Origin of the sequence: Nocardioides sp. REDSEA-S30_B4 (assembly GCF_001627265.1) — a bacterium.
Taxonomy (GTDB): Bacteria; Actinomycetota; Actinomycetes; order Propionibacteriales; family Nocardioidaceae; genus Nocardioides.
The window spans coordinates 26,530-40,777 of the sequence record NZ_LUPI01000029.1 but is presented as its reverse complement, the minus strand read 5'-3'; the positions used below and the strand labels follow the sequence as shown (position 1 = coordinate 40,777).

Here is a 14,248-nt window from a genome sequence, read left to right as displayed (position 1 = left end):
GCGACCGATGCTCTGGTGGACGGCCTTCTCCCGCTCGTGGACGCCGTGGCTGCCGGTCAACGTCGTGGTCGTCGAGCACGACGAGGGCGTGCTGCTGGTCGACACGGGGCAGAGCCCGGCGTCACTGGAGCCGGGCTACCACCCGGGCGGCGTGCTCGGATGGGCGTACCGCCGCCAGGCAGACTTCGACGTCGACGCAGCAGACCACCTGCCGGCACGGTTGGGCGGGATCGGTCGGTCGGTCAGCGACGTCGACACGGTCGTCCTCACCCACCTGCACCAGGACCATGCGGGCAACATCGGTCTGCTCCCCCACGCCCGGGTGCTCGTGTCGGCCGACGAGCTCGCGCTGCTGGAGGAGAAGCAGCCCGCAGCCCACGGCGTGATGCCCGAGCACGTGGCACCTCCGTCGGTCACGTTCACCCCGGTGGTCCCGGCACCGCTGCCAGCGCCGCTGGGCCCGTTCACCACCGGCACCGACCTGTACGACGACGGCACGCTCGTCCTGCTGCCCCCCCCCCGGGCACTCGCGCGGCTCGCAGAGCCTGCTGGTGCGCCGGCCCGATGCCGTCCCGCTGCTCGTGGTCGGCGACCTGACCTACGACCCCGCGCTCCTCGCCGACGAGCGGGTCCCCGGCACCGGCGCCACCGCGCAGCAGCGGGCCTCCACGCGGGCCGTCAACGAGCTGCTGGCCGCCGAGCCGGGGCTGCGGGTCGTCGCCGCGCACGACCCCGGAGCGGCGGCGCTCGTCGCGGGGGCGGGCTCATGATCCGCTACCCGGCGCCGCTGCGTCCCGGCGACACGATCGCCGTGACGTCGCCGTCAGCCGGCGTCGAGGGCTCGGCCGCCGCCCGGATCGACTTCTGCGTGCAGTGGCTGCGGTCCGAGGGGTTCGAGGTCGTCGTCGGCGACTGCATGGACGGCTCGGGCATCACGTCCGCGTCCGCCGAGCGCCGCGCGGCCGAGCTCACCGAGATGTTCTGCGATCCCGCGGTCCGGTGCGTGCTGCCTCCGTGGGGCGGTGAGACCGCGGTCGACCTCGTCGACCGGCTGGACTGGGACGCGCTGGCGGCCGCAGAGCCGACCTGGCTGGTCGGGTACTCCGACATCTCGACCCTGCTGCTGCCGATCACGACCCGCCTGGGCTGGGCGACGATCCACGGCGACAACCTGGCCGACACCCCCTACCAGCCGCCGGCGGGGCTGCTGCCGTGGACGGCGCTCGCGGAGGGTCCGGGGCCGCACGTCCAGCGCGACTCCGGTGTCGTCGCGGACTGGGAACCCCGGCAGGGCGACCCCCGGGCGACCGAGTGGCGCGAGGTGACCGGCGGCCGGTGGCGGCTGCACGGTGCCGAGTCGCTGGTGGCCGGCGGGCGGCTCATCGGTGGGTGCATCGAGACCCTCGTCAACCTGGCGGGCACGCCGTACGGCGACGTCGCCGCGTTCGGTGAGGCCCACGCGGACGAGGGCCTGATCGTCTACGTCGAGGCCGCCGAGGACGGTGCCGCGACGATATGCCGCCACCTGCACGGGTTGCGGTTGGCCGGCTGGTTCGAGCACGCCTCGGCGATCCTCGTCGGCCGCACCAACGCGCCCGACCATCCACGGATGACCCAGGAGCAGGCGGTGCTCGACGCCCTCGGCCGCTTGGGCGTCTCCCTCGTCCTGGACGTCGAGATCGGGCACGTCCCGCCGCACCTGCCCCTGGTCAACGGAGCGCTCACCACCATCACCGTGGACGGCGACGTGCACGAGCTCGTGCAGGAGCTGCGCTGACCCGCAGCCGCGCCACCCGCCGGGGCCGATCCTCGCCGCCTGAGGGCCGATCAGAAGCCGGCGTTCTCGAGGAACGCCACCCACTGGTCGGTGCGGTCGTCGTCGGTCTCCGGGGCCGGGTCCACGACCAGGTCGTCGTCGACCTCGAAGCGCTGCAGGACGGTGATGACCCACTCGGTGTCCGAGGCGAGGTCCTCGACCTGGGCCAGCTCCTCGTCGCTCGGCCGCGGGTCGAACATCTCGGGTCGGTCGAAGATCGACACGTAGATCTCGGACAGGTCCGCCGTGTACTCCACCGAGGACACCTGCTCGTCCTCGTCCAGCCCGATGGTGACCTCGGCGAGAGTGGCCTCGTAGAAGTCGACGTAGAGGTCGGTGAGGTCGTCGACGTCGACGCCCAGGTTGAGTGCCAGCCCGGCGGCGACGCTGCGGGAGGACTGCTCGACGTCGGCGCCCATGGCCGCCATCACCTCGGCGTACGGCGCGGTGCCGGTGACGGTGTCGCCGTCGCGCTCGACGTCCTTGAGCACTTCGGGGAGGTCCTCGGAGAGCTGCCGCAGGTCGGTGACGCCCTGCCCGAGCATCAGCTCCACGATCGAGGAGTCGTCCTCAGGGACCACGGCGAGGTCGAAGTAGGAGATGCCGGGCTCGAAGGGGCCGAGGTCGGCCTCGGGGTTGGCCTCCTTCAGCGCGGCGTAGTCACGGGAGTCGACGGTGATCCGCTCGGGCCCGACCCACATCTCGAACCCGACGTCGGCACCGCCGCCGGTCATCGGGCCCAGGATCGCGGACAGGTCCATCGTCATGTGGCTCAGCTCGGGGCTGACCTCGGCCGTGAGCGTCGGGCTGTCCTCGTCGATCTCGGTCTCGGTGTCGACGCCCATCAGCGAGGACGACAGGTCCTGCGCGGTGAAGGACGTGATCCGGTAGCTCGTCGCCTCGCTCGCCTCGGCGAAGGCGTCGTCGAGGACGAACGTCTGCGTCTCCTCGTCGGTGGTGCCACCGCAACCGGTGGCGAGGGCGCAGGTCAGGAGCAGGCCGGCCGCGAGGCGACCCCGAGATGTCGTCATGCCGGCAAGGCTATGCGGACACGTCCTCCCGCGCCTCGCTGCGTCCACAGGCACGGCGGCAGCGCGAGCCGACGGGTCGATTGGAGGTCCTGTCCGGCACCGGGTGCCGTCTACGACCTCCACGACCGGCGTCCATCGAACGTCCGGGATTGTGAGCGGCTCTCCGATGCAGATGGCTTCCCGGCCGCATGCCGTTGGACACGTGTGGCACGCGACTGGGACAGAAACAGCGCCTGACCCGCGTTTCCGCAGGTCAGGCGCTGTTCTCGTTCGGTCGGGCTGACAGGATTTGAACCTGCGACCCCTTGTCTTGAGCCGAGCACCGGACTTCCTTTGCAATAGTTGGCAAACTCGGCTCTGACCTGCGGCGATACGCCCGTTTGGGCCTACTGGCTCATCAACGTTCGTCATCGTTCCGCTGTGAAAACCGTGAGTAAAGCGAGAGCGGTTCAGATTCGTTGAGCTCGGCACACTCCTGCCACCGTCAGTATTGGCGCGCTGGCCCTCACTGCAAGAGGGAGCCCTGCCCTCTAACGGGAAGAGGATTGTGCGGGAGGCACAACGGGGTCGCGTCACTCCACGGATCGCATCCGAGAAGGCGGACCGCTCCCCCACTCGCGCGCACCAGTCCCAGCAGGATCCGGATGGTCGTGGACTTGCCGGCGCCGTTCGGCCCGAGGAAGCCATGGGTCTCCCCCGGAGTCACCGTGAGATCCAGCCCGTCGAGCGCTCGGACCCGCCCGAACGTCTTGGCCAGGCCCTCGATCGCGATGGCTGGGGTCGTCACGACACGACCGTAGGCCCGACCGGACACCACGACATGGGGCGAAGGTCCCGGATGCTCGGGGCGTCGTACGGGCCGCCCCGTCAGGCGTCGGCGCTGGTGGCAGCGGCCGCCGTGACCGACGGGGACCGTCCCTCGCCGGGCCGCTCGCCCTCGTCGCTCCACCGCCAGTCACGCACGAGCGGCAGGTCATCGCCGTGGTCGCGGGTCCACTGCCGCGCCTCGCGGCGCAGGTCGACCATCTCCTGACGCAACGACGCGGCGCGCGTGCCCAGGCCGGGCGTGCGGTCGACGACGTCGATGACCAGGTGAAAGCGGTCCATGTCGTTCATCATCACCATGTCGAAGGGCGTGGTGGTCGTGCCCTCCTCCTTGTAGCCGCGCACGTGGAGGTGCTCGTTGTTCGCCCTCCGATAGGTCAGCCGGTGGATGAGCCAGGGGTAGCCGTGGTAGGCGAAGACCACGGGCACGTCGGTGCCGAAGAGGCTGTCGTACTCACGCTGGCTCATGCCGTGCGGGTGCTCGCCCTCGTCCTGCAGGCGCATCAGGTCGACGACGTTGACGAACCGGATCCGCAGGTCGGGAAGCCGTTCGCGCAGGATCTTGGTGGCGGCGAGCGCCTCGAGGGTCGGCACGTCACCGGCCGAGGCGATGACCACGTCGGGCCGGCCCTCGTCGTTGGAGGCCCACTCCCAGATGCCGGCGCCGCGGGCGCAGTGCAGGTCGGCCTGGTGGGCGTCGAGCCAGTCGTACGACGGCTGCTTGCCCGCGACGACGACGTTGACGTACTGCCGGCTGGCCAGGCAGTGCTGCATGGTCGACAGCAGGGTGTTGGCGTCCGGCGGCAGGTAGACGCGCACGACCTCGGCCCGCTTGTTCACGACGTGGTCGATGAACCCGGGGTCCTGGTGGGAGAAGCCGTTGTGGTCCTGGCGCCACACGTGCGAGCTCAGCAGGTAGTTGAGGCTCGGCACCCGGGCCCGCCACGGGATCTCCCGGGTCGTCTTCAGCCACTTGGCGTGCTGGTTGAACATCGAGTCGACCAGGTGGATGAACGCCTCGTAGCAGCTGAACAGCCCGTGCCGACCGGTGAGCGTGTAGCCCTCGACCCAGCCCTGGCAGGTGTGCTCGGAGAGGATCTCGACGACCCGCCCGGAGCGGGCGAGGTGCTCGTCCACGTCGAGGATCTCGCCGGCGAAGACCTTGTCGGTCACCTCGTAGACCGGGCTGAGCCGGTTGGAGGCGGTCTCGTCGGGACCGAAGATGCGGAAGTTGTCGGGGTTGTCGCGCACGACGTCGACGAGGTACTCCCCCAGCACCTTCGTGGGCTCGTGGATGGTCGCGCCCGGCGCGGGTACGTCGACCGCGCGGGTCCGGAAGTCGGGCAGCCGCAGCGGACGGGTGAGCAGCCCGCCGTTGGCGTGCGGGTTGGCGCTCATCCGGCGGGTGCCCTCGGGCGCGAGGGCGCGGAGGTCGGGTCGCAGCACGCCCGCCTCGTCGAAGAGCTCCTCGGCGCGGTAGGACCGCAGCCACTCCTCGAGCTGGGCGCGGTGCGCGTCGTTGTCGCGGGTCTCCGAGAGCGGGACCTGGTGGGCGCGCCAGGTGCCCTCGACCGGCAGGCCGTCGACGACCTTGGGCCCGGTCCAGCCCTTGGGGGTGACCAACAGGATCATCGGACTCGGCCGCCGCTCCAGGTCGCCGTCCTCGCGGGCCGCGCGGCGGGTATCGGTGATCGTGTCGTGCGCGGTGTCGAGCGCCGCGGCGAGCTGGCGGTGTACGTCGGCCGGGTCGTCGCCCTCGACGGTCAGCACCTCGTGGCCGTAGCCCTCGAGCAGCTTGACCAACTCCGCGCGCGGGATTCGCGCCGGCACGGTCGGGTTGGCGATCTTGTAGCCGTTGAGGTGCAGGATCGGGAGCACCGCCCCGTCGCGGACCGGGTCGACGAACTTGTTGGAGTGCCAGGACGCGGCCAGTGGCCCGGTCTCGAACTCGCCGTCGCCGACCACGGCGGCGACCAGCAGGTCGGGGTTGTCCATCGCGGCGCCGTACGCGTGGGAGAGGACGTAGCCGAGCTCGCCGCCCTCGTGGATCGACCCGGGCGTCTCCGGCGCGACGTGGCTGGGGATGCCGCCCGGGAAGGAGAACTGGCGGAAGAGCTCCCGCATGCCGTCGCGGTCGGGGCCGACGCGCGGGTAGAGCTCGGAGTAGGTGCCCTCCAGCCAGGCGTTCGCGACCGCGGCCGGTCCGCCGTGGCCGGGACCGGCGAGGAAGATCGCGTCGACGTCGCGCTCACGGATCAGCCGGTTCAGGTGGGTGTAGACGAGGTTGAGGCCGGGGCTGGTGCCCCAGTGGCCCAGTAGTCGCGGCTTCACGTCGTCCCGCGCCAGCGGGCGGTCGAGCAGCGGGTTGTCGAGCAGGTAGATCTGGCCCACCGACAGGTAGTTGGCGGCCCGCCACCAGGCGTCCAACCGGGCCAGCTCGGCATCGTCCAGCGTCACGTGGTCTCCTCGAGAAGTCGTCCGTCGGATCCCCCCGCGACCCATGCTGCCGCGTCGCGTGGCCCCACGACAGGGGCCGAAGGTCACCCGTCGAGCAGGGCCTGCGCCTCCCGCGCGATCTGCCACTCCTCGTCGGTGGGGACGACGAGGACCGCGACCTCGCCGTCGGCGGGCGAGATCCGCCGGGCCTCGCGGGACGGGGCGTCGTTCGCCGCCGCATCGACCGCGATCCCGAGCCGCTCCAGCCCGGCCAGCGCGGCCGCCCGCAGGACGGCGGAGTTCTCGCCGACCCCGCCGGTGAACGCGATCGCGTCGACCCGTCCGAGGACGGCGTAGTAGGCGCCGACGTACTTGCGCAGCCGGTGGCAGCAAACCGCGAAGGCCAGCTGGGCCGCCGGGTCACCCGCCGCCATCCGGGCCTCGAGCTCGCGGAAGTCGCCCTGCCCGGTCAGGCCCTTGAGACCGGAGTCGCGGTTGAGGTGGCCGTCGATCTCCTCCAGCGACCAGCCCAGCTGCCGGTGCAGGTGAGCGTGCAGGGACGGGTCGACATCACCCGAGCGGGTGCCCATGACCAGACCCTCCAGCGGGGTCACGCCCATCGAGGTCTCGACCGAGGCTCCCCCGGCGACGGCGGTGGCCGAGGCGCCGTTGCCGAGGTGCAGCACGATCGTGTTGACCTCGCCCACCGGTCGGCCGAGCAACTGCGCGGCCCGCTCGCTGACGAAGCGGTGCGAGGTGCCGTGGAATCCGTAGCGTCGGATCCCGTGCTCCTCGCGCCAGGCGATCGGCACGGCGTAGGTGTAGGCGTGCTCCGGGATCGTTTGGTGGAAGGCGGTGTCGAACACCGCGACGTGCCGGACCTCGGGGAAGAGCCGGCGCGCGACCCGGAGGCCGGCGAGGTTGGCGGGGTTGTGGAGCGGGGCGAGCGGCACCAGCTCCTCGACCGCCGCGATCAGGGCGTCGTCGACCAGCGCGGGCGCGGAGAAGCGATCACCGCCGTGCACGACGCGATGGCCGACCGCACGCACCGACGACGTCGTCAGGGCCGGACCGTGCTCGTCGAAGGCAGCCAGGGCGGCACTCAGCGCCGCCTCGTGCGACGGGAGGTCGAGCTCGCTGCGGTGCCGCTCACCCGCGGCGTCGGTGTGGGTGAGGACACCGACACCGGACCGGTCGCCGATCCGCTCCGCCAGGCCGGCCGCGGCGGTCTCGCCGGACCCGGGGTCGAGCAGGCGGTACTTCAGCGAGGACGAGCCGGTATTGAGGACCAGGACGTGGGAGGTCACTGCGCGACCCCACCCCGCTGAGCCTGCACGGCTGTGATCGCGATGGTGTTGACGATGTCGCGGACGGTCGCCCCCCGCGAGAGGTCGTTGACCGGCTTGCGCAGCCCCTGCAGGACCGGGCCGATGGCGACGGCATCGGCCGAGCGCTGCACGGCCTTGTAGGTGTTGTTCCCGGTGTTGAGGTCGGGGAAGACGAAGACGGTCGCGCGACCGGCCACCGGCGATCCGGGCAGCTTGGTCGCCGCGACCGCGGGGTCGATCGCGGCGTCGTACTGGATGGGGCCTTCGACGAGGAGCTCGGGCGCCCGGGTGCGGACCAGCTCCGTGGCCACCGAGACCTTCTCGACGTCGCTGCCCGACCCGGAGGCACCGGTGGAGTACGACAGCATCGCAACCCGCGGCTCGATCCCGAACGCCGAGGCGGTCGCCGCCGAGGAGATCGCGATGTCCGCGAGCTGCTCGGGGTCAGGGTCGGGGTTGACCGCGCAGTCGCCGTAGACGAGGACCTGGTGCTCCAGGCACATGAAGAAGACCGAGGAGACCACCGAGACTCCCGGCACGGTGCGGACCACCTGGAGCGCGGGGCGGATGGTGTGCGCGGTGGTGTGGACCGCGCCGGACACCATGCCGTCGGCGAGGCCGAGCTCGACCATGAGGGTGCCGAAGTACGACACGTCCTGGACCGTCGTCCGCGCCTCCTCCGCCGTCATCCCCTTGTGGCGGCGCCGCTCGAGGAGCTCGGCCGCGAGCCGTTCGGTCAGGTCGGAGGCGGACGGGTCGACGATCCGGGCCCCGGTGACGTCGGCGCCCGCGCTCGCGGCGGCCGCGCTGATCCGGACCGGGTCGCCGAGCAGGGTCAGGTCGGCGATGCCGCGCCGCAGGACCAGGTCGGCCGCCTGCAGGATCCGCGGCTCCTCCCCCTCGGGCAGCACGATGTGGCGGCGGTCGCGGACCGCGTCGTCGGTCAGCTGGTGCTCGAACATCAGCGGCGTGACCGCGGTGCTGCGGGCGACGTCGAGCCGGTCGAGGAGCGTGTCGGCGTCGACGTACTGGGCGAAGAGCGCGAGCGCCACGGCGATCTTGCGGGGCGAGGCGGAGGTGAGGCGGCCCCGGACGGCGGTGAGCGCGGTCGAGGTCTCGTGCGTGCCGAGGTCGGTCGCGACGATCGGCAGCGTCGCGCCCGAGCCCTCGAGCAGCCGCACCACCTGGCGCGGCAGGGCGATGCCACCGTTGAGCACGATGCCGGCCACCTGCGGGAAGCCCGCCGACAGGTGGGCCATCAGCACGCCGAGGACCACCTCGGGCCGGTCCCCCGGGGTCACCACGACCGCACCCTCGGTGAGCCGGTCGAGGACGTTCGGCATCGTCATCCCGGCGACCACGACGCCCAGCACCTCACGGTCCATCAGCGCCGGGTCGCCGGCCACCAGCGTGCCGGCGCAGGCGGGGACCAGGTCGGCCATCGACGGCGCCGACAGCAGCGGCTCGTCCGGCAGCGCGTAGACCAGCGGGGCGTCCGGGCCCTCCAGCCCCGCGGCCAGACCCGCGGCCAGGACGACGGGGTCGCTGATCGTCACCCGGTTCGCGACCACGGCGAAGAGCCGGGCGTGGTTGCCGGTGATCTCGACGCGGGCCATGTCGGTGAGCGCGACGAGGTCGGCGACGGACCGGCCGGCGGCGTTGAGGACCAGCAGCACCGGCGCGCCCAGGTTGGCCGCCACGCGGGCGTTGAACGCGAGCTCGGTCGGGCTCGCGACGTCGGTGTAGTCGGAGCCGATCACCACCACGGCGTCACAGCGGTCCGCGACGCGGTGGTAGCGCTCGAGGATGGTCTCGAGCGCGGCGACCGGGTCGTCGTGGACGTCGTCGTACGTCACGCCGGCGCAGTCGTTGTAGGCCAGGGTCACCGCGTCGTGGGAGACCAGCAGGTCGAGGACGTAGTCGCGCTCCGTGGCCCCGCTCCCGGTGCGGACCACGGGCCGGAAGACACCGACCCGCTCCACCCGGCGAGACAGGGCGTCGAGGACCGCCAACGCGACCGCCGACTTGCCCGTGAAGCCCTCGGCGGACGCGACATAGACGCTGTTCTCCACGCAGCCAGCCTAGGAGGCGCCGACGGTGCCGAACCGCCGCCCCGCGATCGCGTCGGCGACCAGCTCGACGATCTCGGAAGCGAGCTCGTCGAACCACGGCCGCTGCGGGAAGTCCACCGCCGGCGGCAGTTCGGGTGGATCCAGCCGGCGCAGGCGACCCCGCGCCACCACGGACCAGGCATGATCACCGGCGTCGCAGTCGATCTCGAGGGCGACGTCGGAGGAGAGCGCGGCGGCGAGCAGCTTGTTGCCCGCGTGGGTGCGGACGTACACCGACCTCCCCGCTACCGCATAGTCGAGGGGGACGACGTGCACCTCGTCCACGAGCCGGTAAGCGAGCCGGCCGAACGAGTGGGCCTCGAGCAGGTCCCAACACTCCTCGACGCTGATCGCGGTGTCGGTCTTGTTGTCCATCGTCCGCCTCCTCGGTCGTGGTGGGGCTCAGCCCCATCCTCCGCGCCCCGGACCCGCGAGCGCAGAGCCGAAGGCCATGCGCCGACAGGACCTGGGCCCCTGCCGGTCGGCCCGACGAGCCGCGAGGTTGGAGACACACCCCGACCGAGGAGGACCCCCATGAAGGCAGCAGTCGTCACCGGCTTCACCGAGCCGCTGCAGATCCAGGACCGAGACGTTCCCGTGCCCGGCGCCGGCCAGGTGCTCGTCCGCATCGAGACCAGCGGGCTGTGTCACACCGACATCCACGCCGCCCACGGCGACTGGCCCGTCAAGCCGACGCCGCCCTTCGTGCCCGGGCACGAAGGAGTCGGCATCATCGAGGCTCTCGGCGAGGGAGTCACGCACCGCGCGGTCGGTGACCGCGTCGCCCTCCCCTGGCTCGGCCACGCCTGCGGCCACTGCGACCACTGCGTCCGCGGCTGGGAGACCCTGTGCGAGGAGCAGCAGAACACCGGCTACTCCATCGACGGCGGCTTCGCCGAGTACGCCGTCGCCGACGCGACGTACGTCGTCCCCGTGCCCGACGGGGTGACTCCCTTCGACGCGGCTCCCCTGACCTGCGCGGGTGTGACGACGTACAAGGCCGTGAAGGTGGCGGGCATCCGCCCGACCGAGCGGGTCGCGATCTTCGGCATCGGCGGCCTCGGCCACCTCGCGCTGCAGTACGCGAAGATCGTCGGCGCTACCGTGACCGCCGTCGACGTCGACGACGCCAAGCTCGAGATGGCCCTCGAGCTCGGCGCCGACCACGTCATCAACGCCGGCACGACCGACCCGGGCCCCGCCCTCGAAGCCCTCGGCGGCGCCGACGTGGCCATCGTCCTCGCCGTGATCCCGAGCGTCTTCGAGACCGCGTTCGCGGCCCTGCGCCGCGGCGGCCGCCTGGTCTGCGTCGGGCTCCCGCCCGAGACCGAGGGACCGATGGCCCTGCCGATCTTCCCCACCGTCCTCAAGGGCATCTCGGTCATCGGCTCCATCGTCGGCACCCGCCAGGACCTCACCGAGGTCTTCGAGCTCCACGCCCGCGGCCGCACGCGCGTCATCGCCGATACCCGCAAGCTCGATGAGGTCAACGAGGCCATCGACGATGTGCTCGCCGGCCGGGCGCCGGCCCGGATCGTCTTCGAGTTCTGACGTCCATGCCGTCCATCGCCCAGCACCACGCCGCGGCACCGGCACAGGTCTCGGCCCTGCGACGACGGTGGCTGCGGGCGTGCGTCGCGGCCGAGGCGATCGGCATGACCGCCGCCTCGTCCGCCGCCGTCATGGCGGACCGGCTCGGGTCCGCCGCCGCGCTTGCCCTCGTGGTCGTCGGCGGGCTCATCGAGGGTGCCGCCCTGGGCTGGTTCCAGGGCGGCGTCCTCGCCCAGGCCTTCCCCGCCCTTTCGCGTCGACTCTTTGGCGTCGCCACCGTCGCGGTAGCGGGTCTCGGCTGGGCGGCAGCATCAGCGCCCGCCGCCTTCGCGGACGGGGACACCACCGATACACCACCCCTCGTGGCCATCGCGGCGATGGCCGCCGTGCTCGGAGTCGTGATGGGGCTGGTCCTGGGTGCGGCCCAGGCCACCACCCTCCGTGGCGCCGTCGCCCACCCGTGGCGGTGGATCGGCGCCAGCGCCGCCGGCTGGGCCCCCACGATGACCGTCATCTTCCTCGGGGCCACCGCTCCGGACGCGAGCTGGCCCGTCGCAGCCATCATCGGTACCGGCCTCCTCACCGGCGTCACCGCGGGCGCCATCCTCGGCCTGGTGACGGGCTGGTTCCTCCCATCACTCGACGGCACGTCGGCGAGCGGTCGCCTCGTCCTCCACCTGCTCGCCGGCTCCCGAGCGCCCGGGATCGCTCGCACCGTGATCGGTCTCGAGGTCACCGGGCGCCGCTCCGGGCGCCGGATGCGCTTCCCCGTCCAGTACGCCGTGAACGGCGACCGCCTCGTGGTCGTCCCCGGCCACCCGGACAACAAGACCTGGTGGCGGAACATCGGTCGCTCGGCGACGCAGGTCGGCGTGCTCCGCCAGGGCGCCTGGTCGCCGGCGACGGCTCGCCTCCTGGTTCACGGCGACTCCGACTACCTACCGGCGCGTCTCGCCTACCTACGTCGGTGGCCGCGCCGAGTGCTGCCTGACACCCAGCCCATCATCGTCGTCACCGCCCCCGGCCGGGATGAGCAGCTGTGACCGCCGGTCGACACCGACATGGAGCACTCGTGCGTCGGGAACGAGTGACGCACCTGGCCGGTCGTTGCCGCACCTGCGGCAACGACCTCGTCTACGTCCGCGACGTCGGGTGGTTCGACCCGGATGCCACCCACGCGTACGACATCTGTCCGGTCGACCGCTACGGCAACCACGCGGCCGAGTCCGTCGTCGTGGTGAGGCCCCGCGTGACCGAGCAGGTGCAGCGAGCTGATCGACAGCGCTGCTGCATCCCGGACAGTCTGAGATGACACCGGCGCGGCACACCGTCGGCACGTAGAGATGTGCGTCGCTCGTGCCGTTCGTCGCCTTGGAGATCCGGGCCGGTCGCTGGCCACGTGCGCACCTGCACATCGCTACACCCGGGAAGTCGGGAGAGAGCTCGATGGCTTTCTGGGCGTCCTGGACAAGCGCGACCACGGTGCTGACTCGCACTGGGTTTCGTTCCGCTCGATGAGTCAGGATGGGAACGATGGCCAGGTACACGAACGAGATGCGTGAGCGGGCGGTCCTGATGGTGGCCGAGGTCCGCCCGGAGCACCCGCACGAGACGGCCGCGCTGCGGCACGTCGCGGGACTGTTGGGGATGAACGTCGAGACCCTGCGGCTGTGGGTCCACCGCGCCCAGGTCGATGCCGGAGTTCGTCCGGGGACGACCTCGGAGGATGGGGAGGAGATCAAGCGCCTCAAGCGCAAGGTTGCTGAGCTTCGCCGGGCAAATGAGATCTTGAAGTTCGCATCGGTGTTTTTCGCCAAGGAGCTCGACCGTCCCACGACGAAGTGATCCGCTACATCGACGAGCACAAGGATCAGTTCGGGGTCGAGGCCATCTGCCAGGTGCTACGCCCGGCAGTGAGTGGGTTTATCACCACCCGTGGTTACCGCGCCGCGAAGACACGGCCGCCCTCGGCCCGTCAGCTCAAGGACGACCTGCTCGTCCCGGAGATCGTCCGGTTGCACTCGGAGAATTACGACGTCTACGGGGTGCGGAAGATGCACGCCCTGATGCGACGGCAAGGCTGGGAGATCGGGCGCGACCAGACCGCGCGGCTGATGAAGATCGCCGACGTGCGGGGGGTGAAGCGGTCGAAGAAGGTGTTCACCACTAAGCCGGACCCGGCGGCGGTGAAGCCGGCCGACCTGGTCCCACGCCGCTTCCACGCCCCAGCGCCGCGGCGCCTGTGGGTTGTCGACATCACCTACGTCGCGACCTGGTCGGGGTTCGCCTACGTGGCGTTCGTGACCCACGTCTACTCCCGGCGGATCGCTGGGTGGAACGTCGCTGCGACGTTGAAGGCCGACATCCTCCCGCTGCAGGCACTCGACATGGCCGCCTGGGACGCCAAGCGCGAGGGCGCCGTTGATCTGACCGGGCTGGTCCACCACGCCGACCACGGGTCGAACTACCTCTCGATCGTCTACACCGACCGGATCGGCGAACTCGGAGCGAAGCCATCCACGGGCACCGTCGGCGGCTCCTTCGATAGCGCCCTCGCGGAGGCGGTCAACGGGCTGTACAAGACCGAGCTGATCCGCAGGCGTGGGCCGTGGCGCACGATCGAGCAGGTCGAACTCGCGACGCTGGAGTACGTGTGGTGGTGGAACAACCAGCGCCTGCACGGGGAGCTCGACATGAGGACCCCGCTCGAGGTCGAGGCGGCGTACTACGCTGCCCAAGAATCACCCCGGCCAGCACTCGCTGGCCAAGGGAACGCATAGGAACGAAACCCAGTGCGATTCACCACTTATCGCTGGGCATGTCGTGGCTAGCCGTACACGCAGTTCTCATGGCAGCACCATCACAGGCGCCACCGACAAGCGAGTCACCCTGACGGCTCACCTCGCTCAACCGGCGTCAGGCTGCTTCGCGCCAGTCGCGGGACGCAAAACCGCGAGTAAACCGTGACTTTGGCAGATCGGCTCGAAACCGGACGAGGGTCACTCCCAGCGTTTCCGCCGAAAGTGACCCTCTGATCGGTCGGGCTGACAGGATTTGAACCTGCGACCCCTTGACCCCCAGTCAAGTGCGCTACCAAGCTGCGCCACAGCCCGAACGCCGCTCAGTCGGATCGCGACCTCGCGGCGCGTG

At 71.2% G+C, this 14,248-nt stretch carries 11 protein-coding genes, 1 tRNA gene and 2 pseudogenes; 7 read left to right on the top strand and 7 right to left on the bottom strand.

The features are described from left to right. Nucleotides 1–7 precede the first annotated feature (7 nt). The 3 genes and pseudogenes from A6R01_RS18265 to A6R01_RS07430 form a co-directional block, all read left to right on the top strand. A pseudogene (locus A6R01_RS18265) lies at nucleotides 8–454 on the top strand (MBL fold metallo-hydrolase); the annotation flags it as partial. Nucleotides 455–551: 97 nt separating this feature from the next. Further along, entirely contained in the window at nucleotides 552–770 is a 219-nt protein-coding gene (locus A6R01_RS07435; protein WP_292604830.1) for a hypothetical protein, read from the top strand. After that, nucleotides 767–1,777 (top strand): S66 peptidase family protein, encoded by a 1,011-nt coding sequence (locus tag A6R01_RS07430; protein WP_292604829.1) that lies wholly within the window; start codon nucleotides 767–769, stop codon nucleotides 1,775–1,777. Before A6R01_RS07435 ends, A6R01_RS07430 begins: the two co-directional genes overlap by 4 nt. Before the next feature lie 50 nt (nucleotides 1,778–1,827). Here the strand turns inward: A6R01_RS07430 and A6R01_RS07425 are convergent, their stop codons facing one another. The 6 genes and pseudogenes from A6R01_RS07425 to A6R01_RS07400 all read right to left on the bottom strand — a co-directional run bounded on the left by A6R01_RS07425 (nucleotide 1,828) and on the right by A6R01_RS07400 (nucleotide 9,922). After that, complete coding sequence (locus tag A6R01_RS07425) at nucleotides 1,828–2,847, bottom strand: hypothetical protein (protein WP_292604828.1); 1,020 nt, start codon at nucleotides 2,845–2,847, stop codon at nucleotides 1,828–1,830. Between the two features lie 568 nt (nucleotides 2,848–3,415). Next, a pseudogene (locus A6R01_RS07420) lies at nucleotides 3,416–3,634 on the bottom strand (ATP-binding cassette domain-containing protein); the annotation flags it as partial. A gap of 80 nt (nucleotides 3,635–3,714) precedes the next feature. Continuing rightward, nucleotides 3,715–6,129 carry a phosphoketolase gene (locus A6R01_RS07415; RefSeq protein WP_292604827.1) on the bottom strand — a complete coding sequence of 805 codons (2,415 nt, stop codon included), beginning with the start codon at nucleotides 6,127–6,129 and terminating at the stop codon, nucleotides 3,715–3,717. Nucleotides 6,130–6,212: 83 nt separating this feature from the next. Then, a complete protein-coding gene (locus A6R01_RS07410; RefSeq protein WP_292604826.1) occupies nucleotides 6,213–7,415 on the bottom strand; it encodes an acetate kinase in 1,203 nt (400 codons plus the stop codon). Beyond that, the gene (gene pta / locus A6R01_RS07405; RefSeq protein WP_292604825.1) at nucleotides 7,412–9,508 is read right to left on the bottom strand and encodes a phosphate acetyltransferase; all 2,097 of its coding nucleotides are present in this window, start codon (nucleotides 9,506–9,508) and stop codon (nucleotides 7,412–7,414) included. The genes A6R01_RS07410 and pta overlap by 4 nt, the downstream gene beginning before the upstream one ends. 9 nt (nucleotides 9,509–9,517) lie before the next feature. Next, a complete protein-coding gene (locus A6R01_RS07400; RefSeq protein WP_292604824.1) occupies nucleotides 9,518–9,922 on the bottom strand; it encodes a pyridoxamine 5'-phosphate oxidase family protein in 405 nt (134 codons plus the stop codon). A gap of 159 nt (nucleotides 9,923–10,081) precedes the next feature. Here A6R01_RS07400 and adhP point away from each other — a divergent pair, with 159 nt between their 5' ends. The 4 genes from adhP (at nucleotide 10,082) to A6R01_RS07380 (ending at nucleotide 13,878) form a co-directional block, all read left to right on the top strand. Next, complete coding sequence (gene adhP / locus A6R01_RS07395) at nucleotides 10,082–11,098, top strand: alcohol dehydrogenase AdhP (RefSeq protein WP_292604823.1); 1,017 nt, start codon at nucleotides 10,082–10,084, stop codon at nucleotides 11,096–11,098. Nucleotides 11,099–11,103: 5 nt separating this feature from the next. Then, on the top strand, nucleotides 11,104–12,141 hold the full coding sequence (locus A6R01_RS07390; RefSeq protein WP_292604822.1) for a nitroreductase/quinone reductase family protein: 1,038 nt from the start codon (nucleotides 11,104–11,106) through the stop codon (nucleotides 12,139–12,141). A gap of 29 nt (nucleotides 12,142–12,170) precedes the next feature. Beyond that, entirely contained in the window at nucleotides 12,171–12,410 is a 240-nt protein-coding gene (locus A6R01_RS07385; protein ID WP_292604821.1) for a hypothetical protein, read from the top strand. A gap of 212 nt (nucleotides 12,411–12,622) precedes the next feature. Beyond that, nucleotides 12,623–13,878, top strand: a protein-coding gene (locus A6R01_RS07380; protein ID WP_292604820.1) for an IS3 family transposase whose coding sequence is annotated in 2 segments (ribosomal slippage) — nucleotides 12,623–12,908 and nucleotides 12,908–13,878 — 1,257 coding nt in all. Because the reading frame shifts where the segments join, the coding sequence is not laid out codon by codon here. Nucleotides 13,879–14,137: 259 nt separating this feature from the next. Here the strand turns inward: A6R01_RS07380 and A6R01_RS07375 are convergent. Further along, nucleotides 14,138–14,211, bottom strand: a tRNA-Pro gene (locus tag A6R01_RS07375). Between the last annotated feature and the right edge of the window lie 37 nt (nucleotides 14,212–14,248).

Coding starts and splice junctions, on each gene's coding strand:
- A6R01_RS07425 (WP_292604828.1), bottom strand. CDS start 2,847: ATGACGACATCTCGGGGTCGCCTCGCGGCCGGCCTGCTCCTGACCTGC.
- A6R01_RS07430 (WP_292604829.1), top strand. CDS start 767: ATGATCCGCTACCCGGCGCCGCTGCGTCCCGGCGACACGATCGCCGTG.
- A6R01_RS07400 (WP_292604824.1), bottom strand. CDS start 9,922: ATGGACAACAAGACCGACACCGCGATCAGCGTCGAGGAGTGTTGGGAC.
- A6R01_RS07390 (WP_292604822.1), top strand. CDS start 11,104: ATGCCGTCCATCGCCCAGCACCACGCCGCGGCACCGGCACAGGTCTCG.
- adhP (WP_292604823.1), top strand. CDS start 10,082: ATGAAGGCAGCAGTCGTCACCGGCTTCACCGAGCCGCTGCAGATCCAG.